The organism is Aureimonas sp. AU12 (assembly GCF_001463705.1).
GTDB lineage: Bacteria > Pseudomonadota > Alphaproteobacteria > Rhizobiales > Rhizobiaceae > Aureimonas.
On sequence record NZ_BBWH01000021.1, the window covers coordinates 116,224 to 137,710 of the forward strand.

Below are 21,487 nucleotides of genomic sequence, written 5' to 3' on the forward strand. Positions count from 1 at the left end.
CCGAGGCCGGAGGCGCTGCGCGCACGAACCCCATGAGAGGGGAGGGGCAGGGCGCGAGGAAGGCGCGGTCGGCAAAACGCGAACGAAATCTAAGCCCTGTTGCCGTTCGGCATCGCCTGTCGGCCGCGGCGTCAGGCGCGGTGATAGGGGTGGCCGGCGAGGATCGTGGTGGCGCGATAAAGCTGTTCGGCGAGGAGAATGCGCACGATCTGGTGCGGGAAGGTCAGCCGCCCGAAGGCGATCGTGCCCGCCGCAGCCGTGCGCAGCTCCGGCGCGAGGCCGTCGGGGCCGCCGATGACGAGAGCGAGATCGCGCAGGCCTTCGTCTCGCAGCCGGGCGAGGTCGACCGCGAACTCCTCCGAGGACGGGGTGCGTCCGGTCTCGTCAAGCGCCAGCAGGCGGCAGCCTTCGGGCAGGGCCGCGGTGAGGCGCGTGGCCTCGTCGCGCCGGCGCTCGCTCACGCCGGGCAGCTTGGACTCGGGCAGCTCCACCACGCCCGCGAAGTCGAGCCCGAGCGGCGCACCGCTCTTCTTCAGGCGGTCGAGATAGCGGGCGGCGAGCTCCTGCTCCGGCCCGGCCTTCATCCGGCCGATGGCGGCGATGCGAAGTCTCATGGGTGTGTCGATGGCCTCGAACGGCAAAAGCCGCGGACGAGGGCCCGCGGCTTTCGAGACTGGAAGGACGGGACGTCGGTCAGTGGACCGTCGTCTCCTTGGCGTCCGACACGCTCCACATCTTCTCGATGTTGTAGAAGGTGCGCACTTCCGGGCGGAAGATGTGGATGATGATGTCGCCGGTGTCGATCAGCACCCAGTCGCCGTTCTGGAGACCCTCGACCTTGGCATTGCCATGGCCGGCTTCCTTGAGGTCGCGCAGAAGATGGTCGGCGACGGCCGAGACGTGCCGATGCGAACGGCCGGAGGCGATCACCATATGGTCGGCGAGCGCGGAACGGCCCTGCAGGTTGATGTCGACGACCTCTTCGGCCTTCGAGTCGTCGAGGCTGGCGATGACGACCTCGATCGCGGTGCGACCTTCGGTCGGGGAAGAGACGCGCGAGACGGAGCGGTCGTCAGCGGCGGTCTCGACGGCGGCGATATCGTCCTGCAGTTCGGCAACGGGTGTCAGGTACGTGGTCCTTTCGGGCTTCGGCGAGGCGGTCGGATCGACCGTTGCCGGCAGGGGTAAGGTGGCAAGGATTGGTGACGGATTCAAGACGGGGCTTCCTGACGCTCGCGCAGGAGCGTGGAGGAGAGGGGGGACCGCGGACCATGGAGAAAGACCCAGGCGGGCGGCGGTGAGAGGGCGAGCTGCGCGGCATCGACCTCGGGAATGCGGAAGCGCGCAAGCGTGCGCGCGGCGGGAGACGAGAGAAGCGACAGCGTCGATCCCGGTCGGTCGACGATTGCGAGCGGCACTTGTCGCGCGATCTGGCGCCAGGACTGCCAGCGGTGGAACCCCGCCAGGCTGTCGGCGCCCATCAGCCAGACGAAGCGAACGTCCGGCTTGCGGCGTTTCAAGAGCGACACCGTATCGGCGGTGAAGCGGATGTGCTGCGACGCCTCGAAGGCGGTGACGAGAATGCGCGGATCCTTCACGAGCGCCCGCGACAGGGCGATGCGCTCGTTCAGCGGCTTGAGGTTGCCGTGATCCTTCAGCGGATTGCCCGGCGTCACCATCCACCAGACCCGGTCGAGGCGAAGCCGCTGCAGCGCCGTCTCGGCGACGAGGAGATGGCCCTCGTGCGGCGGGTTGAAGGAGCCGCCGAGAAGGCCGATGCGAAGCCCGCGCTCGGTGTGCGGCAGGCGAAGATCGGCCGGCCGCAGGGGCGGGAAGGGATGGGTCTCGCGATTCACGGCCTCGTCTGGCCCGATCCGGACACCCGATAGTTGAAGGTGGTGAGCTGTTCGACGCCGACCGGGCCACGCGCATGCATCTTCCCGGTGGCGATGCCGATTTCGCCGCCGAAGCCGAACTCGCCGCCATCGGCGAACTGGGTGGAGGCGTTGTGGAGGAGGATGGCCGAGTCGACCGAACGGAAGAAGCGGTCGGCGACCGCCTCGTCCTGCGTCACCACCGCTTCCGTGTGATGGGAGGAGTAGCGCTCGATATGGGCGATCGCGCCCTCGATGCCGGGCACAAGCGCGACGGAGAGGATGGCGTCGAGATACTCGGTGCGGAAATCCTCGTCCGTGGCGGGGCGCGCCGCCGGATAGAGCGCCCGCACGGCTTCGCTGCCGCGGATCTCGCAACCGGCTGCTGCGAGATCGTCGAGGATGGGCGCCAGATGCGTTGATGCCACCGCCTCGTCGATGAGCAGCGTCTCGGCCGCGCCGCAGATGCCGGTGCGACGCATCTTGGCGTTGACCGCGATCGCCCGCGCCATGGCGAGATCGGCCGCACCGTCGACATAGAGATGGCAGAGGCCTTCGAGATGGGCGAAGACGGGCACGCGGGCGTCGCGCTGCACCCGCTCCACCAGCGAGCGGCCGCCGCGCGGCACGATGACGTCGATGGCGCCGCCCAGCCCCGTCAGCATGGCGCCGACAGCGGCGCGGTCGGCGGTCGGCACGAGCTGGATCGCATCGCGCGGCAGGCCGGCGGCGTCGAGCCCGGCCTGCAGGGCGCGGTGGATCGCCGCCGAGGAGCGGCGCGAGTCCGAGCCGCCGCGCAGGATCACGGCATTGCCGGCCTTCAGGCAGAGCGCGCCGGCATCGGCGGTGACGTTGGGCCGGCTCTCGTAGATCACGCCAATCACGCCGATCGGCGTGCGCACGCGCCGGATCTGCAGGCCGTTCGGCCGGGTCCACTCGTCCGCGACGGCACCGACGGGATCGGGCAGGGCGGCGATCGCCCGAAGGCTGCTCGCGATACCCGCCACCCGCCCGGCGTCGAGGCGCAGACGATCGATCATCGCCGCGCTCATGCCCGCGGCCTGCGCATCCGCGACGTCGCCGTCATTGCCGGAAAGGATCTCGGCGACGCTCGCCTCTACGGCATAGGCCATCGCTTCGAGCGCACGCGTCTTCGTTTCCGAAGACGCCATCGCCAGCGCGCGGGCGGCGCGGCTTGCGCGGCGTCCCATCGCCTGCATCAGTGCGTCCACGGACATCGTCCCGTTGGGCATCGCCTCATCCGACATCGCGCATCTCCCCCACTCCGTCGTCCCATCCGTGGCGCGCCATCACGAGATCGTCGCGGTGGATCACCGCGGCGCGCGCGCCCGCGCCGAGCCGCTCCTCGATCGCGGCCGAGCGAAGGCCCGCCACGATCCGCGCGTCCGACGCGTCGTAGGCGACCAGGCCGCGCGCCACTTCAAGGCCGCCGGCATCCACCACGAGGATCGTATCGCCGCGCCGGAAGTCTCCGGCCACCGCCGTCACGCCGGCCGCGAGCAGGCTCTTGCCGCTCTGCAGCGCCGCAATCGCGCCGGCATCCACCGTGAGACGGCCGTTCGCGTCGAGATGACCGGCGATCCAGCGCTTGCGCGAGCGCACGGGGTCGGCGGAGGCGAGGAACAGCGTCGCGCGCTCGCCCGACGCGATGGCGGCAAGCGGGTTCATCCGGTTGCCGGCGGTGATCACCATCGAGGTGCCGGCGGCCGTCGCGATCTTGCCGGCATCCACCTTGGTCTTCATGCCGCCGCGCGAGAAGAGCGAGGCCGCGCCCCCGGCCATCGCCTCGATCGCCGGCGTGATCGCCTCGACGAGCGGGATGTGCCGGGCATCCGGGTTGCCGGCAGGCGGTGCGGTGTAGAGCCCGTCAATGTCTGAGAGAAGCACGAGGAGGTCGGCCGACATCATCGTGGCGACGCGCGCCGCGAGGCGGTCGTTGTCGCCGTAGCGGATCTCGGCGGTGGCCACCGTGTCGTTCTCGTTGATCACCGGCACGGCGCCGAACTGCAGGAGCGTACCAATGGTGGCGCGCGCGTTGAGATAGCGCCGGCGCTCCTCGGTGTCGCCGAGCGTCAGGAGGATCTGCCCGGCCTCGATCGCATGGGCGGCGAGCGCTTCGCTGTAGGCGCGCGACAGCGCGATCTGCCCGACGGCCGCGGCGGCCTGGCTCTCTTCCAGCTTCAGCGCGCCGTGCGGCAGCTTCAGGATGGCGCGCCCGAGCGCGATCGCCCCCGACGACACGAGCAGCACCTCGCGCCCCTCGCGCCTTAGCGCGGCGACGTCGGCGCCAAGCGAGCGCAGCCAGTCGGCCTTCAGGCCCGTCTCGGCATCGACGAGAAGGGCCGAGCCGATCTTGACGACGATCCGCCGGGCGCGACCGAGCGCCTCTGCCCCATCCCGAACGCTGGTCATCCCCGCCAGTCCTCTTCCTTCAGCGACGCGCCGAAGCGGCGGCGATCGTCGGCCGCCAGTTCCTGCGCGGCCGTGTCTTCCATTCCGGCGATCTCGCGGCGCAGGCGACGCAGCGCCTCGGGCATCCCGTGCTTGGTGACGGCTGACAGCGCCAGCGGCTTGACGCCCGCCGCCGCCTCCAGCTGCTCCAGCTTGTCACGCCGCGTCTCGTCGTCCACCGTGTCGATCTGGCTGAGCGCCACGATCTCGGGCTTGGCGGTCAACTCGGCATCGTAGAGTTCGAGCTCGCGGCGCACCGTCTTGTAGGCCAGCGCCACGTCCTCCTCGACCGCCGAGACGAGATGCAGCAATACGCGTGTGCGCTCGACATGGCCGAGGAAGCGATCACCGATGCCGACGCCCTCGTGGGCGCCCTCGATCAAGCCGGGAATGTCGGCGATGACGAACTCGTGGCTGTCGACCGTGGCGACGCCGAGATTGGGATAGAGCGTCGTGAACGGGTAGTCGGCGATCTTCGGGCGCGCCGCCGTCACCGAGGCGAGGAAGGTCGACTTGCCGGCATTCGGCTTGCCGACCAGCCCGGCGTCGGCGATGAGCTTCAGCTGCAGCCAGATCGTCAGTTCCTCGCCCTCGAGGCCCGGATTGGCCCGGCGCGGCGCCTGGTTGACCGAGGACTTGAACTGCCAGTTGCCGAAGCCGCCGTTGCCACCCGCGGCGATGCGGAAGACCTGCCCGACTTCCGTCAGGTCGCAGATCATCGTGCCCTCGTCCTCGGAGAAGACCTGCGTGCCCGCCGGCACCTTGAGCGTCATGTCGTCGCCCTTGCCGCCGGTGCGGTTGCGACCCATGCCGTGCATGCCGGTCTTGGCCTTGAAATGCTGCTGGTAGCGATAGTCGATCAGCGTGTTGAGGCCCGACACCGCCTCGATGAACACGTCGCCGCCGCGCCCGCCGTCGCCGCCGTCGGGGCCGCCGAACTCGATGAACTTCTCGCGGCGGAACGAGACCGCGCCGGCGCCCCCGTCGCCGGAGCGGACATAGACCTTGACCTTGTCGAGAAACTTCATGGCGCTGCTTTCGGGTCCGAGACGCCCCACGGACGCTTCCAGGTAATCAGGTTTCGCCCCGTCCCTCGCGCCGACGACGCTGGAGACGAAACGCATGCGATGCCTAGCGCGGCGGCAAGTGCGCCGCGAGGGCCGCTGCCGACTTGGCGAAGACGACATCCGAGACGGCAAGTCGAAGGCCGAACTTGCCGATGCCGACATGGTTCGACACCGTACCATCGGCATTCGCCGTCATCTCGTGGCGAAAGGCCAGAAGGCGCTCGCCGCCGCCCGGCGCATGGCCCTCGTAAGTCAGCACCGCACCCGTCGCCGACCGCCGTCCGGTGACCGGAACCGGCGGTGCGAGCTTGCCGTCGCGGAGCTCGGTCTCCACCGTTCCCGCGATCTCCTGCCCGGCCACGGTCAGATCCCAGCGCTGGAGCCGGGGGCCGTCCGAGAAGACGAAGCGCTCGTCGAGCTGGAGCCGGTTGCCCTCGCGCCGTCCCGAGAAGGTCGCCGTGAACGTGTCGCGGACGACGAACAGCGTGCGCACCTCGCCGGCGCTGACGCTCGTTCCCTCGAAGAAACCGGCGAGATCGAACGTCGGCGTTCCGCTGTCCTTCGACCTAGCTGCCGCCGGCACGAGGAGGGCGAGCACTGCCGCCGCCACCAGAGCTTTCAACCAGCGTGCCCTCATCCCGTGCGGCTCCAGTCCTTCAGCGACTGCCAGCATCGCCGATCCATCCGGTAGGTCTCGCTGGCGACACGCCCCGCTGCGAGCGACAGCGAGAGCCCCGTGCCGCAATAGCCGAAGCCGCATTTCTGGATGACGCGGCGCGAGGCGCCGTTGATCACCCGGCAGCGAACCTCGACGAGTTCCATCGCGAGACGGGAGAATGCGTGGTCGATCACCGCCTGCGCGGCTTCCGTCGCATAGCCCTGGCTCCAGAAGGGCCGGCCGATCCAGTAGCCGAGTTCCACCGCATCGTCGGCCTCGAGCGCCTGCAGCGAGGCGAGGCCGACAAACACGTTGTCGCTCCGCCGCGTCACGGCGAGGATCAACTCGTCCTCGACGCCGGTGAGAAAGGCTTCCGCATGTCCCAGCGTATAGGGATGGGGAATGCGGGAGGTCATCTCCGCGATCTGTCGATCGTTGGCGTGGCGCGCGATCGCCGGGGCGTCGCCCAAGGTGGCGGGCCGAAGCCTCAGCCGCCTCGTCGAAAGGTAACACTCGTCTTCGTCGAGGGCGGCGTCTTCGCATGTCATCGGACCGGACCTTCGGGCTCGCGGGGAAACGAAAAACGGGGAGATGGCGGCCCATCTCCCCGGTTCGTTCCTCGAAACCGACATCCTGTCGGGGTCAGAGGCCGGGTCGTTGGGACGCCGGCGCTCTGAAGCGACCGGTCACTCGGCGGCTTCGGCTTTCGGCATGACGGAGATGTAGGTTCGCCCTTGCGCCTTCTTCTGGAAGGTCACGACGCCTTCGGCGGTCGCGAACAGGGTGTGGTCGCGGCCAAGGCCCACGTTCACGCCGGGATGCCAGCGCGTGCCGCGCTGACGCACGAGAATGTTGCCCGAGATCACGTTCTCGCCGCCGAACTTCTTCACGCCGAGGCGCTTGGACTCGGAATCGCGACCGTTGCGGGACGAACCGCCTGCCTTTTTATGTGCCATCTGTCAGTCTCCTGATGTCTGCCGGGGCTGGCGCGGGGTCCTTCTCGAAGGACCGACCGGGGCGCCGCCCCCTTGAAAATCGTCTCGTCGTCTCGTCAATCCCGTGGGACCGGCGCCGGTTCCGGCGCACCGTCCTCGTCGGGATCGCAGGGCTCAGGCGGTCTCGCCGTCGGCCTTCTTCTTCGAAGCGCGGGGCTTCTTGGCGGCAGTCTCGCCGGCAACGTCCGGGGTCTCGCTCGAAGCCGTCGTGGCGGTGTGGGCCGCAGGGGCTTCCGACACCGGGGCGTCGTTCGAGGCGGCGGCGGCGCGCGGGCTCGCCGTCTTGCCGTCGGTCAGGATCTCGCTGATGCGGATCAGCGTCAGGTCCTGGCGATGACCGCGGGTGCGCTTGGAGTTCTGGCGGCGACGCTTCTTGAAGGAGATCACCTTCTTGCCACGGGTCTGCTCGACGATTTCGCCGACCACGCTGGCGCCGGCCACGAAGGGCGCGCCGATCGTGGTGCCGACCATCAGCACTTCGGCGAACGAGACCTGGTCGCCGGCTTCGCCGGGCAGGCGCTCGATCTCGAACTCGTCGTTGGCGGCGACGCGGTACTGCTTGCCGCCGGTCTTGATCACTGCGAACATGGATATCACCTTTCGGTCCGGCTCTCGCCCCGGTCTCTCCGGGGTCGGGCCGTCTTCTTGTGGTTATTTCGGCTCGTGTCCGGGCCTCGGCACCCTCCGGGCGCCATATCCGGACGCGCTCGCCTTAGCGGGGAGAGGCCGAAAGGTCAAGATCGGACCGGCGATCGCAACGGGGGAATGACGGCGGCGCGTGAACGAATTCGCAGCCGGAAGTGACTCCGGCCTGGACGGCTTGGATATAGGCGCCTTCCGGCGCCGAAGGCGCGGCGCGCTTGGTCCGCGACACCCGATCGTCATGAAGCCGTCGATTGCCTCTTGTAAAGCGATGCGAGTGTTTGTTAGAGAGCCCTCGCGCCGAAAGACGCCGACCACGCCTAGGAAGAACGTTCTGAGATCGGACCGGTTTGCCGGATCCTGCGGACGGAGAGGTGGCAGAGTGGTCGAATGCACCGCACTCGAAATGCGGCATACGGGCAACCGTATCGGGGGTTCGAATCCCTCCCTCTCCGCCATTTAGGGTTCACACTCCGCCAATTCCAAACCTTGGTTCTTCCGGCATTCTGCTCATCGGGGCGCCCAGCCGGTGGCGACCGGAACGTGCGTGGATCGGGTGGTGTACAGCGTGGTGTATTGATCCTGACCCGTGGAACGGGTCCGGACGGCGTGAGAATTTTCGGGCACGATTTCTCGACGAGAGGAGAGAGCCGATGCCCAAGAAACGGTTCACGAACGAGCAGATCGCCTTTGCACCGCGGCAGGCGGAGAACGGCACGCTGGTTGGCGAGATTTGCCGGAAGATGGGCGTCGCCGAGGCGACGTTTGATCGTTGGAAGAAGGTCTACGCCGGGATGGGCGTGTCTGAGATCCGGCGCCTGAAGCAGCTTGAGGAGGAGAACGCCAAGCTGAAGCGGCTGGTCGCCGACCTCAGCCTGGACAAGACGATGCTGCAGGATGCCCTGCAAAAAAAATGGTGAAGCCCGTCGGGCGCTGCGAGGCAAGTCCGGCACTTCCAGGCGGCATTCGCCGTGTCGGAGCGTCAGGCCTGCCAGGCCAGCGGCTTTGGACGGGCCTCCCATCGCTACAAGTCGCGCCGCGATCCGGCGCCTGTGCTGCGCTTGCGATTGAAGGACTTGGCTGCGAGCCGAGTCCGCTACGGGTATCCGCGACCGACAGGCAATTGCTGAGCAATTGTCGAAAGGGGGGCGACTGCACGTCCTGCTCCAGCGCGAGGGCTGGGTCATCAGTCACAAGCGCGTGTACCGGCTCTACCGCGAGGAAGGGCTGTCGATCCGTACGCGCAGCCCGAAGCGCCGCCGGTCATCGCGGTACCGGGTAGGTCGGGCCACGGCGGAGCATGCCAACGAGGTCTGGTCGATGGACGCGCGTGTCGGACCGGCTGTTCGACGATCGGCCGTTCCGGATCCTGACGGTTCTCGATTGCCATACGAGAGAAGCTCTCGCGACCTGTGCGAGGACGAACTTCCGAGCCTATCAGGTCGCCGAGGAACTCGACCGGCTGGTCGCCCTTCGCGGCAGGACGGCAAGCATTTTGCCATCCCTTGCATCATCAGCGCACCCAGTTGGCTCGACAGTAACTGGCCCCACCGCATTCCATACCTCAAAGCTAATCGTTCATCATTTCCCGTCTATATCTGCTCATCGCAATCGATATGGGGAATAATAAGTGAAGAAGGAGAGCCAAAAAGATCTAAGCCGACATGAAATTGAACTCAACATTCTTGATGTGTTTCAACGTTCGATTGCGCTGATCGGCGTCTATGATCACAATGAAGTCCTTCGATACACCAACGATGCATTTCGAAGCGCCTACTTCGTGGACCCCGAGGAACAGATCGACTGGCAGACCCTGATGCGCCGCAACTTCGCGGCGAGCCGGGGTACCGTCATCAAGACGGACGACATCGAAAGCTGGATATCGTCCGTCAGGTCTCGCAGGGGCAAATCCCGCCAGCGCACCTACGAAAGCGATCTCCACGGTGAACGCTTCATCTGGGTGACCGAGACCATGCGTGACGATGGCTGGATCATCTATGTTGGCACGGACGTCACGTCACTGAACGTATCCGAGCGAAAACTGCGGCTTGCGAACGAGGATTTGTTTCGCCAGTCGTTCACCGACGAGCTAACTGGCGTCTCCAATCGCCGCCACATCCTCGGCAAGCTTCAGGAAACACTGGATGCCGGACAGGACGGCTGGGCCTGCCTCTTGGACATCGACCATTTCAAAAAAATCAACGACACCTACGGGCATCAGGTCGGCGACGATGTTTTGACCAGCATCGCCCAAACGACCCGCAAGGCGATAAGGCTGAAGGACAGCTTCGGACGTGTCGGAGGGGAGGAGTTCCTGATCCTTTTTGCCAGCCAGTCCCTCGACGATGTGGCATCGGCCCTGCGGCATCTTCATGAAGCGATATGCGGCCTCGAACCCGTCAAAGCCCATCCGGGACTGAAGGTCACGGTCTCGGGCGGGTTGACGTGCATCTCGCCGGGAAACACGCAGTCCCAGATCCTCCGGCGCGCCGATGTGGGCCTTTACTTCGCCAAGGCCAATGGCCGCGCCCAGATACGTTTCGTGAAAGCAGAGGACGATGCGGACCATTCCGAGATCATCGGAAGCCGGGCCGCCTAGGCGCGATCGATAGTTTGGGCTCCGTTGCAAACTCCGATTGCAGTAAGAGCTCGGGCTAGGAAAGGCGAGTTAATGCTAGACTTACGCCGACTTCGCTACTTTCGAGCGATCGCGCGCTGCGGGTCCATGGCCGCGGCGTCACGGGAACTGAACATGGCTCAGCCAGCATTGAGCCATCACATGGCCGCGTTGGAGCAGCACCTGGGCTTTCTTGTCTTCGAACGCCTCCCGCGCGGTGTGAGAATTACGGGGCGTGGGCGTATCCTCCTTGCGCATGCCAATGCGATCCTCGATGCAGTGGCTCTTGCGGAGAACGAGATGAAGACGCTGGCCAAACCCGATGCGGTTCGGATCGTGCGCCTCGGTCTCCTGCCATCCTGGAGCGCAAGCCTGACACCCGCCATTATCGCGGTAACCAGCGCGCACGTGCCGGGCACCTCTCTCCATATCCTCGAGCTTCAGCATGACGAGGCCCTGCGCCGGCTGGAGCAGCGCACCGTAGACCTAGCCCTCGTTCTCACGCGACCTGTCCACGGACCCGACGAGCCCGTGGTGGAGGAGGAACTCATGCTGGTAGCACCTTCCGATCAAGGTGCCGAGATTGCCTTCGAACGTGCCGTCAGGAGCGACCTGATCCTCCCGTCGAAGGCCATTCGCCTGCGCGGAACCATCGAGTCGGCAGCCGCAGCGGCGGGCGTTCAGATTAACATTCGCATGGAAATCGACGGGCAGGAGTCAATTAAGCAAGCCGTGGTCGCCGGCGTTGCCTCATCGATCATGCCTTGGAATTCCATTCGCAATGAGGTTCAGACCGGCAAGCTCTTCGCGTCCCGGATCGTCGCGCCTCCGCTCCAGCGCTCCGTCTACCTCGAGATGGCCCGGGGCTTCGACCAGACCTTGGCCAGGAACTTTCTGCTGTTGCTCCGTCAGGCGTCGGAAGCGCGAACCGGAGACGACTGATCTCCGTTCGACGCGGGTCGCCGGCGTGGTGGGCGCAGAGGCCTCCATGCGGCGGCATTCTGAACCCGCCTCAATTGACGGCGCGTGCTTCCAGCTGATCGACGAAGGATCGGTCCCAGCGGTTTTCGCGGATCGCCTGCATCGTCGCCTCTTCCTTGGCGTGCTGCGCGAGGGCGCCGGCGATCGCGGCCTCGGCGTCTTCGGGAGCGAAGGCCAGCAGCCCGTCCTGGTCGCCGACCACGATATCGCCGGGGCGCACCACGAGGCCGCCGACGCTGACGGGCACGTTGATCGCGCCGGGACCGTCCTTGTAGGGGCCGCGATGCGTGTGGCCGCGCGCATAGACCGGGAAGGTCCGCTCGCCCAGTTCGGCGATGTCGCGCACCGCGCCGTCCAGCACCATGCCGGCCATGCCGATCGAGGCGGCGAAGAAGGTCATGATGCCGCCCACCAGCGCGTTGGCGGTCTCGCCATCGGCATCCACCACGAGGACGTCGCCCTCGCGGCACTGGTCGAAGGCGCGCAGGATCGCCAGGTTGTCGCCGCCGCGGGTGCGCACCGTCACCGCCGTTCCCGCCATCGCCGACGGCTTGTGGTAGGGCCGCAGCTGCGAGGTGCCGCGGTCGCGGTGAAGCTGGTCGCTGAGGAGCGCCACCGGGATCTCGCGCAGGCGCCGCAGGAGATCGGCATCGACGGCCGACGCGTTCGGGTTCTTTTCGATCGAGGGCATGGCGAGTTACCTGTTTCGTCGGATCTGAGGGGTTTCAGTTGCGCCGGATGAGGCGTCCGAGCCCGAACATGCAGGCGATGACGCCGATGTTGACGAGGCATAGGATCATCGAGAAGGCGGCGAGAACTCCGAAGGTCCCGGCCTCCCAGATGGACAGGATCGCGAAGCCCACGACCGGGTTGTTGATGCCGGCCAGCAACGCGGCTGCGGACAGGTCGCCCATCATGTGAACGAAGACGATCGCCCAACCGGCGACAAAGCCGGGCATGGCAAGCGGAATAATGATTTCGCGAACGGTCCGGCCCTCGCCTGCTCCGTTGATGTAGGCCGCCTCACGCAGATCGCGTCCGATCTGCGTGATGGCCGACGTCGCGGCGATCGAGCCGGGAGCGATGTACATGACGACGAACGCCAGGAGCAGGATGGTCGCCGTACCCGCGAGATAGAACGGGGCGCCGCTGAAGGCGACGAGGAATGCCACCGCCAGGATCAGGGGCGGCGTCGCCGCCGAGGACTTGATGGTCGCGTCGACCGCGTCGCCGAGTGCCGAGCTTCGCGACGCGGTGTAAATGGCGACGATCACCGCGATCGCCATCGCGATCAGGGCGCCCGTGCCCGACAGGAACAAGCTGTTCTTGAGCGAGGAGATCGCGATGTTGTTGACGTAGAGCGCCTGAGAGTAGTTGCCAAAATTCAGGGCCGATACGTTGATGCGGGGCGTCCAGAAGGACTGGAGCGACACGACGGCCAGCGCCAGGATCGGCAGGACGGAGGTCGCGGCGAGATAGGCTAGCGTGATGCCGCGAGCCGGCCACTTCCACTTGCCGAGTTCGAGCCTGCCATTGCTCGACGCGCGACCGCCGAGGGTCGCGAACTGGCCGCTGCGGGCGGCCCGCTTCTCGATGTACCAGAGAATGCCGACGAGCAGCAGCATGACGAGCCCGATCATCTGGGCTTCGGCGACGCGCGGAGGAAAGTCGCGGTTCAGGAGGTAGACGATGCGGGTCGTCATGACGTCGATCCGGGCAGTGGTCCCGATGACGGCCGGGATCGAATAGGTGCCGATCGAAGAGATGGTGACGAGGAGCGCCGCCGATAGAAGAGCCGGCTTCACGGCAGGAATCGACACCTGCCGCAGGGTGCGGAACAGGCTCGCACCGTTGATCCTGGCCGCCTCCTCCAAGGCGGGATCGAGGTTGCGCAGCGCCGCCGCGACGATCAGGTAGACATAGGGAACGCCGTTGATCGCGTAGACGATGATCAGCCCGGTCCAGGTGTAGATGTTGAGCTGGAACGACAGGAAATCCGGGAGTCCGGCGAGCCAGCCGTTGAGGAAACCGACCCGCGGGGCGGCGATGAAGACCCAACCGATGGACATGGCGACGTTGGGAATAAGCAGTGGAATGATCGGCATCAACGTGCCGACCTTGCCCATGCCTGCGTCCGTCCGTTCGTTGATCCAGGCCAGATAGGCGCCGATGAGAAGAGCCAGGACCGTGCTGACGCCGACCACGATGGCCGTATTCGAGAGAACGGTGAGGAACCAGGGCTGCGACAGGACCGAGATCGCATCCAAGAGGCCGCTCCGGCCCGTGCCGGCGAGGATCTGCCAGAACATCCGACCGAGCGGATAGATGAGCAGGAACATGATGAAGCCGGCACACAGCGCCGTCAGCACGGTGTAGGGCCGGAAAGCGAACCTGCGCCGGGCCGAGTAGGAGACCGGGCTCATGGCTTCGCCCGACCTTCGGGCGGGACCACCCGCGCGTCTTTCGAAGGAACCTCCAGCCACGCCGGCCCGCCGACGGTCAGCGCCGCGATATCGTTGCTTTCGTGCATCCAGACATTGATCCGCTGGTCGTTGCGCCTCACCACGATCTCCGTATGAGGGCCGGAGAAAAGGATCGCTTCCACGACGACCTCGATGCGACCCGGCGCATCGTCCGGCCGGGCGGAATGCAGCCGCAGCTTCTCGGGACGGACCACCACCGAAACCGGCGTTCCCGGCGCCAGGGCGTCGACGACGATGGCCGCCCGATCGATCGTCAAAAGCCCGAGCTCGGTGGACACGTCCACACTGTTCCCACGTGCGCCGGCGATCTGCCCTCGCCAGATGTTCGCCACTCCCACGAAACGGGCGGTGTATTCGTTGGGGGGATGATTGTAGACCTCCGCCGGCGTGCCGAGAGCGGCAATCCGGCCCGAGTCGAGGACCGCCACGCGGTGGCCGAGTTCCATCGCCTCGGTCTGGTCATGCGTCACGTAGAGGCCGGAAAAACCGAGCCGGCGTTGCATGGCCTGCAGCTCGAAACGAAGCTGCGCCCGGACCTGGGCATCGACGTTGGAGAGCGGTTCGTCGAAGAGAACGACGGACGAGTTCGCCACCAGCGCCCGCGCCAAGGCGACGCGCTGTTGCTGACCGCCGCTGATCCGGCTCGGGAACTGACCCTCGAGCCCGCCAACGCCGACCATCTTCAGCACATCGGCGACGCGCTGGGCGATCTGGAGTTTCGGCACATTGCGCGAGCGAAGCGGAAACGCGACGTTCTCGGCAACGGTCATGTGCGGCCAGAGCGCATAGGACTGGAACACCATGGCCAGTTCCCTGCGATCGGCAGGCTCGTATATGCCCTTCCTGGAAGAGAAGACGGTCCGCCCGTCGATGACGATCTCACCCTCGTCCGGTCGCTCCAAACCGGCCACGCAACGAAGCAGCGTGGTCTTTCCACAGCCGCTTGGCCCGAGAAGGACGACGAGTTCGTTCTCGCCGACCGACAGGCTGATGTTGTCGATCGGCGTGATGGATGAGCCCCCCTCGCGCTTGAAGGTCTTCAGAAGGCCGATGACCTCGATGCGCGGCCGGCGGGCCATACCCGCTTCGAAAGCAATGCTCGCACTCATGTCAGGATATCCGGAAAGGGAATGTCGAGGCGGGGCGAGTTCCGGCATCGCAGAAAGCCGGTGTCCTCGCCGCAGCCATCCCGATTGCTGGAAAGGCACCGGCCGCAGGTTCGACCCGCGGCGGTCTCGTCCTCAGGGCTGGAGGCCTATCATCTGATAGAGTTGCTTCGCCTCGTCGGTCGGGATGATGTCGCGCCCGATCCGGTGTTCCGCCGGCAACGCGTTCGGGCAGTCCGCCGCGCTCATCGGCATGCTGGAAATGCCGCCGAGCGAGCACTGCAGCTTCTGTCCTTCTTCGCCGAGCAGCCAGTTCACGAAGAGGAGTGCCGCGTTGGGATGCCGCGCATTCTTCGGAACGCCAGTCCCCTGGGCGGGTGCGTGCACGAGATCCGACGGAAGTGTCATGGCCAGCGGAGCCCCTTGTTTGCGCAAGGCGGCCGAGTGAACGGGAACGCTGGGAACGAGGATCTCGTAGCCACCGGCCGCAAGCTGCTGTGCGGCGGCGGAGGCGGTGCCGACGATTTCCGGCTCGTTCGCCATCAACTCGCCGAACCAAGCGTCGCCATAGACGTCGCGCAGCCCCAGGAAGAAGGAGAGCTGGTTGGTCGAGGCACGGGGATCGACGATCGCGATCTTGTTCTTCCAACGAGGGTCTGCAAGATTCTTCCAGCTCTTGAGATGCTCCGCGACATCCGCCTCGCTCACGAGATCGCTGTTGTACGTGACGAGTTGCACGTCGGTTTGATAGACCGCGTAATGCGTGTTCTCCGGCGCGATGAGCGGTGTCTTCTCCCCAAGGACGGGGACGTTGTTCAGCGAGATCTCGACGAACAGATCGGGCTTTTCCTGGAAGATAACAGTCGAGGCCGTCGTCAGAAGGTCGGCCTGCGCAACGCCGGCATCGCTTTCACCGATGAACCGGGCGAAGACCTGCGCGGAGGGAAGGCGGATGTATTGCGCGTCGATTTCGGGATACGCCGCCTCGAACGCGGCGACCTTGGCATCCATCTCCGCTTCCTGGTTGGACGAATAGATCAGCAGCGCCCCTTCGGCTTTCGCTGCGGCTTCGAGCGCTTCAAGCCTGCCTTGGGCAAATCCCGCCGTTGACGCCAGGAACGTCGTCGCGGCCAGGGTTACGCCTGCCATCCACGCATGCGGTCTTGTATAGGTCATTCGTTCCTCCCGAAATCGATAACGCAACGTAGGAGCGGAATTGGAAGCCACACAACTACCGATTATTGAAGTGGCCTATAAATTTCTTTTATACCTTTCCTCTTGTTTGCCCTAGGCTGCTCCAATGAAACACTCCCGGAATGGCTCGGACAGGCTCCGTTACAAACCATCAATCGGGTCGCAGTGATCCCGTTCTGTTCGATTTTCAGGCGACGAACACCTGCAACAGCCGCCCGATGAAGCGGGCCTCCGATCCGCCGGCGCGGCTGTCCACCATCGATCGGCATTGCCCCTTCTGGAACATCCGCGTCGTTTCGAAGCCAAGTATCGTGTTGCGGGCAGCTTTCTGAGACTGAAAGTCTCGCATCGGCGGATCCGCTGCCTGAGCTTGCCATGGTCAGACTCGAGCCGATTGCTCAGGCATCTGATCTGCCGGCTGACAGGTCTCGGCGAGCCGACCGTCTCGCCGCGGCGATGCGATCACCTCGTTGCAGGCCGGGCTCTCGTCCGTCAAGATCACCGATGGCCGATTGTGCGGCGACCGGTTCAAAGCCCTGATGAGGAAGCGTTTGGCCGCCTTCGATGTGCAATTCTGAGGCAGATGGAAGTCGAGCGTCTTGCCTTGATTGCCGATCGCACGGGAGAGATCTAGCCTTTCCCGAAGCCGACGAACTAGGATGCCGGCGGCGCCCGATCCGATTTCGGTGTGGCCGCCCGAACGGACAGCGGTGCGACCGGCGCGAAGCGCTCGATGATTGACCCCGGCCACGGCTTCGTGCGGCTCGCATCCAGGGAGCGACCGGGGCCATCACACGATGGCAAGGCGGTTCGAACGGGATGGCGGAAAGGGTCATACGGGAGAGCCATGCGATGCTCGTCCCGTCGATATCATTCCGTCATTGACCGCCGCAGGACAGATCGCCTTCCTCGCATCGAAGCTGGGCCTCGAGCCGGCGCGTCTGCATCACCGTCAGGTCGCTGAGGCAGGTTGCCAGCATCATCGGATGAAGGCTGCCCTCCGTCGACCCCGCCGTCTCGAAGGCGCATTGCCCGTCGCGATAGGCAATCCAGGCGCGCTGCGCCGTCTGCAGGGCGGACCGCCCCTGTGGAGAGACGCGATCGATCAAGGCCTTGTAGATGTCGTTGAGCGACTGGTCCGCCGCCTCGAGGGCACGTCCGGCGCAGTCGTTCAGCGCCGACTGGCTTGAATTTCCGATACAGGTCTCGTCAGCCGAAGCCGTTGCCATCGGCGGAAGGATGAGAGCCGCCGCGAGCACCGCGATGACGCGGAGCGACGGACGAGATCGGAACCGTGCAATCGGCCGCGTGACAGGCGGCTCCATCATGGCTGCAGGATCTCGTGCAGCCGGCGCCGCAGCGTCCTTGGCACATGCGAGGCGGGGCGGCGTAAGCAGGGGGCACATGTCACGTCTCTATTTCCCCTCATAACTCGTCGCCCACAGGCGCTTCGTCCGCTGGCGTCCCGTCACCGAGCCCCTGGTCGTCCGGTCCGGCCTCCTCGTCCGGGCCCTTCAGCATCGTGCCGTTGATGGTGACCGAGCCGTCGCCGGCGGAGACCACCACCCATTCGACGCGGCCATCGTCCTTGGGTCTTGAAAGGCCCTTGGCGAACTGCAGCAAGCCCACCGCCTGGTGAAGGCTGGGATCGCTCGCGGCGGCGCCCTGCAGCGTGGCGATGGCGGTGTCGAGCCCGCCGACCTCGACCGCCATCGTCGAGACGGGAACTCCGGACGCAAACGAGACCTCGCCGCCGAATGTGACATCGAGATCGCGGGCGCGGATGTGGCTCGGCTTGATCCGGACACGGATGCGATCCGTCGCGAACGCCTGCTGGACTTGTGCCTGCGCCTGCGGCGCCAACGGCGGGTCGCTCGTGAAGTCCGCCTCGCGCAGCGCGATCTCCAGCGGCGTGGCGAGATCGACGCCGGAGACCGCCAGGCCGACCTCCACGAGGTCCGGCGTGAGCGAGGCCCCCCAAGCCGGCATCACCGGTGTCGCGACGGCAACGCCGCGCAGCGCGATGTCCATGTCGAGGGATGAATCCGAGGCGATGCCGCTGACGCGGATCGACTGGCTGGCCTCGCGGATGCCGAGGTTGCCATAGAGCGAACTGACCTTGAGATCGCTGGCGGACGCCGACACGTCGAGGCTCGACCAGAGCGGCAGGACGGCGCGAAGCTTGTCCTTCAACGCGGCGCCGAAGGGACCGGCGAGCGTGCCCTCGGCGTCGCGTTCGAGATCGGCGGCCTGCGACAGCACGAGCGTGTAGAGATCGAGCAGCGGACGCGTCCGCGCCGCCTTGGCCGATCCCCGCGTCTCGACCGCCCTGGCGCCCATCTCGAACCCGAACGAAGGTGGCATGGTGCCGTCTGCCGCCGGAAACTGGATGGCGGTCGTCTGGGTCACGGCGTCGTAGACCTGCGTGAACGCGATGTCGGCTGCGCCACTGGCCGCCGGCGTCGATGCGACCGTCAGGCGTGTCGCGTCGATCGTCGCAACGCTGTTCGAAAGGGCGTCCTGCGACCGGTTGGTGGTGGTCCCGACCCGCCCCTCGGCCGTCAGGAAGGTGGCGAGGGCAGGCGAGTAGACACCCTTGAACACCTGCGACGCCTGCGAATAGTCGAAGTTTTGCTGCTGCCCTTCCACGGCGTAGGACGCCGAGACCGCGACGGGATCCCTCGTGAAGACGTTCCACGTGCCGTCGCCGCGCTCGCTGACGATCAGCGACAGGGGCGCGAAGGACACCGGCGACCCGACGAGGTCGGACAGGAGAGAGGCGGGATCGAGGGTGATCTTCTGGCCATGGGGATCGGGCTCGATCCGCAGCAGCTTCTTCTCGAACGGCGCGGCGGTCAGATAGGCGGCAAGCGACGTCCGCAGGCTGGCGGCGCCCGAGGTCGTACCGGCCGCTGCCGTCGCCGGCTCGCTCGGTGCGTCCTGCGCCAGCACGGGGCCGGCGAGGATCGTGGACAGCCCGAAAGCCAGCGCCGAAGTCAGACAACGTTGATGCATGCGGTACCTCCCTTTAAGCTTCTTCTTACGCAATGACATGGATGGAGGCGAGGTTTGCGTCCGGACTTCAGCCGTTGTTACCGGTCTTCAGCAAGGGGAGGGAGATGACCGACGATCCCGCTCGGGCGTCCGCAAGACCGACGGCCGTTCGCGACGGCAGACCCTTGTGAACGAACCTCCGGGTCTGCGCTTTCGGCGGCTCATCGGCGCCGTAGGACGCGGGTGTTCCCGTTGGCTCCACTTGGCGCGCTCCGTCCGTGTTCCTTCGACGGCGCCGACGATCCATCTCGATCGGACGTTGCGTCATTCGTCCTCTCCAAGCACTGATGCGTGTGGCAAACCTGCGAAGTGCGTTTGTAGATGAAAGATGAATTGGCCAGCGAGCCAGCCGGATTCCGGCGCCGGGCGATTGCGTTTCTGATCGATTGGGCGATCTGTGCGCTGATCCTCGCCTGCTGCGCCGCCGTGCTGTTCGCAACCACCAACGGGCGCTCGCAATTCATCCCGGACTCCCTGCCTTTCCGGTGTCGGGAGATTGCCCCCGTTCCGTCCGAACTGACGCTTCCTCCGGGTTTCGCCCCCAACCAAGCCAAGGTTTGCCTCTACTCCGTTCTCGGCTGGCCTGCCGCCAACGTCCTGACGCTGACCGAAAGCATCGTTGAAGGTTACGTCACGACCAACCGGACTGTGATGTTGACCATCGACGCCGATGGGATGGCCTGGGGTGGTCCCGTCAACAGCGGCCCGACCGAGGCGCTCGTGATCGTCTTCCGCCTTCTGCTCGATGCCTATGCGCGCAGTCCGGGGAGGCGCATCTGCGGGATCGCCGTCGTAGAGGGCAGGACCGGTCGCAAGGCGTCCTTCTCGCGCCTTTGGCGGAGATACCTTCTCTTCTCGTTTCCAGTTGGCATGAGCTCTCTCGTCTGGATACCCGGCTCTCCGCAAGTCTCGCCATTTGGTGGAACCGGATTTCCCCTCGGACTTGGTCTGGTTCCGACGCTCATCAGTCTTGCGCTGTTGGTCTGGGCTGTCGTGTCGATCAACGCTCGCCGCCCCGCCTTCTACGACCGTCCAGTCGGTACCCCGTGGAACGGATCTGACGGTTCATCGTCCTGCCGATCCTCGGAGTTGCCGAAACGGGTCGATCACTCATCACCGCGATCGCCTCTTGCAACCCGACCGTGGAGGGGAACCCCCACGGGTCTCCCTCACGGCTCCCGTGAACGTCTCGGCAATGCAGTTCCGTTCCAGAGCACGAAGCATTCCGCCTGCAGCCCGCCACCATATCCAAACTGCGGCGATGGCGCGAAAGGCGAGGCGGCCCCATTGTCGGAACGCCGGCCCGCCGCAACACCCCAGTCCACCCGGTCACGACATCTGGCTCATCGCGCAGAGGAGTTCGAACATCATCGTCGCCCCCGTCAGCGCCGTGGGGCCGGTGGGGTCGAGCGGCGGCGAGACCTCGACGAGGTCCGCGCCGACGATGTTCAGTCCCGTCAGCCGGCGGACGAGGCCCTGCGCCTCGCGGGTCGTGAAGCCGCCGATCTCCGGCGTTCCGGTCCCGGGCGCGAAGGCGGGATCGATGCCGTCGATGTCGAAGGACACGTAGGTCGGCCGATGGCCGACGAGGGCGCGGGCCTCGTCCATCACGGACGCGACGCCGCGTTCGGCGAACTCCTCGATGAAGACGATCCGGATGCCGGCCGCGCGGGCGTAGTCGAAATTCTCCGCCGAGGAGATCGCGCCGCGGATGCCGATCTGGATCGAGCGCTTCGGATCGATCAACCCTTCCTCGATCGCCCGCCGGAAGGGCGTCGCATGATTGTAGCGCTGGCCGAAGAAGTCGTCGAACGTGTCGGAATGCGCGTCGAAATGGATGAGGCCGACCGGCTCGCCCCGGTGGAGACCGCGCAGGATCGGAAGCGTGATCGAATGATCGCCTCCGGCGGTCAGCGGCCGCGCGCCGGCCTCCACGATGCCGCGGACGAAGGCCTCGATCGATGCGAAACTGTCCATCAGATCGAGCGGGTTGACCGGCGCATCGCCGCAATCGGCGACGCGGAGCGCATCGAAGGGCGAGCGCCCGGTGACGTGATGCACGGGCCGCACGAGGCTGGACTGGTTGCGGATCTCGCGCGGTCCGTGGCGGGCGCCCGTCCGGTTCGTCGCACCGCCGTCGAACGGCACGCCGACAAGCGCGATGTCGACCTCGTCGGGTCGCGCCTGCGGCAGGCGCATGAAGGTCGCGGGGCCGGCAAAACGAGGAACGACGCCGGAATCGAGCGGCTGGAAGCGTGTTGGTTCGGTGGGCGTCATCGCAGGACCTGTCCTTCTCGTCGCCGCTCCCCCTGTTCCTGTTGGGCAAGGGCATTTCACACCTTAG

At 66.1% G+C, this 21,487-nt stretch carries 21 protein-coding genes, 1 tRNA gene and 2 pseudogenes; 5 read left to right on the top strand and 19 right to left on the bottom strand.

From position 1 onward, the window contains the following. Positions 1 to 131: 131 nt before the first annotated feature. The 10 genes from rlmH to rplU all read right to left on the bottom strand — a co-directional run bounded on the left by rlmH (position 132) and on the right by rplU (position 7,654). A complete protein-coding gene (rlmH, locus tag AUL33_RS08275) occupies positions 132 to 614 on the bottom strand; it encodes a 23S rRNA (pseudouridine(1915)-N(3))-methyltransferase RlmH (RefSeq protein WP_062206552.1) in 483 nt (160 codons plus the stop codon). 79 nt (positions 615 to 693) lie between these two features. Then, entirely contained in the window at positions 694 to 1,023 is a 330-nt protein-coding gene (gene rsfS, locus AUL33_RS08280; protein ID WP_062206554.1) for a ribosome silencing factor, read from the bottom strand. A gap of 188 nt (positions 1,024 to 1,211) precedes the next feature. Beyond that, positions 1,212 to 1,856 carry a nicotinate-nucleotide adenylyltransferase gene (locus AUL33_RS08285; RefSeq protein ID WP_062206457.1) on the bottom strand — a complete coding sequence of 215 codons (645 nt, stop codon included), beginning with the start codon at positions 1,854 to 1,856 and terminating at the stop codon, positions 1,212 to 1,214. Then, a complete protein-coding gene (locus AUL33_RS08290) occupies positions 1,853 to 3,127 on the bottom strand; it encodes a glutamate-5-semialdehyde dehydrogenase (RefSeq protein WP_374754414.1) in 1,275 nt (424 codons plus the stop codon). Before AUL33_RS08290 ends, AUL33_RS08285 begins: the two co-directional genes overlap by 4 nt. A 4-nt stretch (positions 3,128 to 3,131) precedes the next feature. Continuing rightward, entirely contained in the window at positions 3,132 to 4,307 is a 1,176-nt protein-coding gene (proB, locus tag AUL33_RS08295; RefSeq protein ID WP_062206463.1) for a glutamate 5-kinase, read from the bottom strand. Next, positions 4,304 to 5,374 (bottom strand): GTPase ObgE, encoded by a 1,071-nt coding sequence (gene obgE / locus AUL33_RS08300; protein WP_062206466.1) that lies wholly within the window; start codon positions 5,372 to 5,374, stop codon positions 4,304 to 4,306. Before obgE ends, proB begins: the two co-directional genes overlap by 4 nt. A 103-nt stretch (positions 5,375 to 5,477) precedes the next feature. Beyond that, on the bottom strand, positions 5,478 to 6,050 hold the full coding sequence (locus AUL33_RS08305) for a DUF3833 family protein (protein WP_192843157.1): 573 nt from the start codon (positions 6,048 to 6,050) through the stop codon (positions 5,478 to 5,480). Continuing rightward, entirely contained in the window at positions 6,047 to 6,703 is a 657-nt protein-coding gene (locus tag AUL33_RS08310) for a GNAT family N-acetyltransferase (RefSeq protein WP_306302791.1), read from the bottom strand. Before AUL33_RS08310 ends, AUL33_RS08305 begins: the two co-directional genes overlap by 4 nt. Positions 6,704 to 6,757: 54 nt before the next feature. Beyond that, on the bottom strand, positions 6,758 to 7,027 hold the full coding sequence (gene rpmA, locus AUL33_RS08315; RefSeq protein ID WP_062206476.1) for a 50S ribosomal protein L27: 270 nt from the start codon (positions 7,025 to 7,027) through the stop codon (positions 6,758 to 6,760). Between the two features lie 153 nt (positions 7,028 to 7,180). Further along, positions 7,181 to 7,654 carry a 50S ribosomal protein L21 gene (rplU, locus tag AUL33_RS08320; protein WP_062206478.1) on the bottom strand — a complete coding sequence of 158 codons (474 nt, stop codon included), beginning with the start codon at positions 7,652 to 7,654 and terminating at the stop codon, positions 7,181 to 7,183. A gap of 422 nt (positions 7,655 to 8,076) precedes the next feature. Here rplU and AUL33_RS08325 point away from each other — a divergent pair. From AUL33_RS08325 to AUL33_RS08340, 4 genes and pseudogenes are all read left to right on the top strand, one after another. Next, a tRNA-Ser gene (locus AUL33_RS08325) sits at positions 8,077 to 8,166 on the top strand. A gap of 195 nt (positions 8,167 to 8,361) precedes the next feature. After that, positions 8,362 to 9,203 (top strand): annotated as a pseudogene (locus tag AUL33_RS22765) (transposase); the annotation flags it as partial. A gap of 135 nt (positions 9,204 to 9,338) precedes the next feature. Next, complete coding sequence (locus tag AUL33_RS08335) at positions 9,339 to 10,307, top strand: GGDEF domain-containing protein (RefSeq protein WP_156419328.1); 969 nt, start codon at positions 9,339 to 9,341, stop codon at positions 10,305 to 10,307. Positions 10,308 to 10,379: 72 nt separating this feature from the next. Beyond that, complete coding sequence (locus AUL33_RS08340) at positions 10,380 to 11,267, top strand: LysR family transcriptional regulator (RefSeq protein ID WP_062206483.1); 888 nt, start codon at positions 10,380 to 10,382, stop codon at positions 11,265 to 11,267. A 70-nt stretch (positions 11,268 to 11,337) separates the two neighbouring features. Here the strand turns inward: AUL33_RS08340 and AUL33_RS08345 are convergent, their stop codons facing one another. The 8 genes from AUL33_RS08345 to AUL33_RS08370 all read right to left on the bottom strand — a co-directional run bounded on the left by AUL33_RS08345 (position 11,338) and on the right by AUL33_RS08370 (position 19,104). Beyond that, complete coding sequence (locus AUL33_RS08345) at positions 11,338 to 11,997, bottom strand: RraA family protein (RefSeq protein ID WP_062205375.1); 660 nt, start codon at positions 11,995 to 11,997, stop codon at positions 11,338 to 11,340. A gap of 34 nt (positions 11,998 to 12,031) precedes the next feature. Then, positions 12,032 to 13,729 carry an iron ABC transporter permease gene (locus AUL33_RS08350; protein WP_062206485.1) on the bottom strand — a complete coding sequence of 566 codons (1,698 nt, stop codon included), beginning with the start codon at positions 13,727 to 13,729 and terminating at the stop codon, positions 12,032 to 12,034. Next, on the bottom strand, positions 13,726 to 14,946 hold the full coding sequence (locus AUL33_RS08355) for an ABC transporter ATP-binding protein (RefSeq protein ID WP_210171790.1): 1,221 nt from the start codon (positions 14,944 to 14,946) through the stop codon (positions 13,726 to 13,728). Before AUL33_RS08355 ends, AUL33_RS08350 begins: the two co-directional genes overlap by 4 nt. Positions 14,947 to 15,030: 84 nt before the next feature. Next, positions 15,031 to 16,071: an ABC transporter substrate-binding protein gene (locus AUL33_RS08360; protein WP_202815295.1), complete on the bottom strand. Its 1,041-nt coding sequence runs from the start codon at positions 16,069 to 16,071 to the stop codon at positions 15,031 to 15,033. 205 nt (positions 16,072 to 16,276) lie between these two features. Continuing rightward, positions 16,277 to 16,438 (bottom strand): hypothetical protein, encoded by a 162-nt coding sequence (locus AUL33_RS22085; RefSeq protein ID WP_156419329.1) that lies wholly within the window; start codon positions 16,436 to 16,438, stop codon positions 16,277 to 16,279. Between the two features lie 30 nt (positions 16,439 to 16,468). Then, positions 16,469 to 16,840, bottom strand: coding sequence for a DDE-type integrase/transposase/recombinase (locus AUL33_RS23035; protein WP_082652428.1), 372 nt, complete (start codon positions 16,838 to 16,840; stop codon positions 16,469 to 16,471). A gap of 127 nt (positions 16,841 to 16,967) precedes the next feature. Further along, a complete protein-coding gene (locus AUL33_RS08365; protein WP_062206489.1) occupies positions 16,968 to 17,417 on the bottom strand; it encodes a lysozyme inhibitor LprI family protein in 450 nt (149 codons plus the stop codon). Positions 17,418 to 17,514: 97 nt separating this feature from the next. After that, complete coding sequence (locus AUL33_RS08370) at positions 17,515 to 19,104, bottom strand: hypothetical protein (RefSeq protein WP_062206491.1); 1,590 nt, start codon at positions 19,102 to 19,104, stop codon at positions 17,515 to 17,517. A gap of 714 nt (positions 19,105 to 19,818) precedes the next feature. On the opposite strand from AUL33_RS08370, the pseudogene AUL33_RS23040 reads away from it, so the two are divergent. Continuing rightward, positions 19,819 to 20,163 (top strand): annotated as a pseudogene (locus AUL33_RS23040) (RDD family protein); the annotation flags it as partial. A gap of 309 nt (positions 20,164 to 20,472) precedes the next feature. Here AUL33_RS23040 and speB read toward each other — a convergent pair. Further along, complete coding sequence (speB, locus tag AUL33_RS08375; RefSeq protein ID WP_062206493.1) at positions 20,473 to 21,420, bottom strand: agmatinase; 948 nt, start codon at positions 21,418 to 21,420, stop codon at positions 20,473 to 20,475. Positions 21,421 to 21,487: the final 67 nt, after the last annotated feature.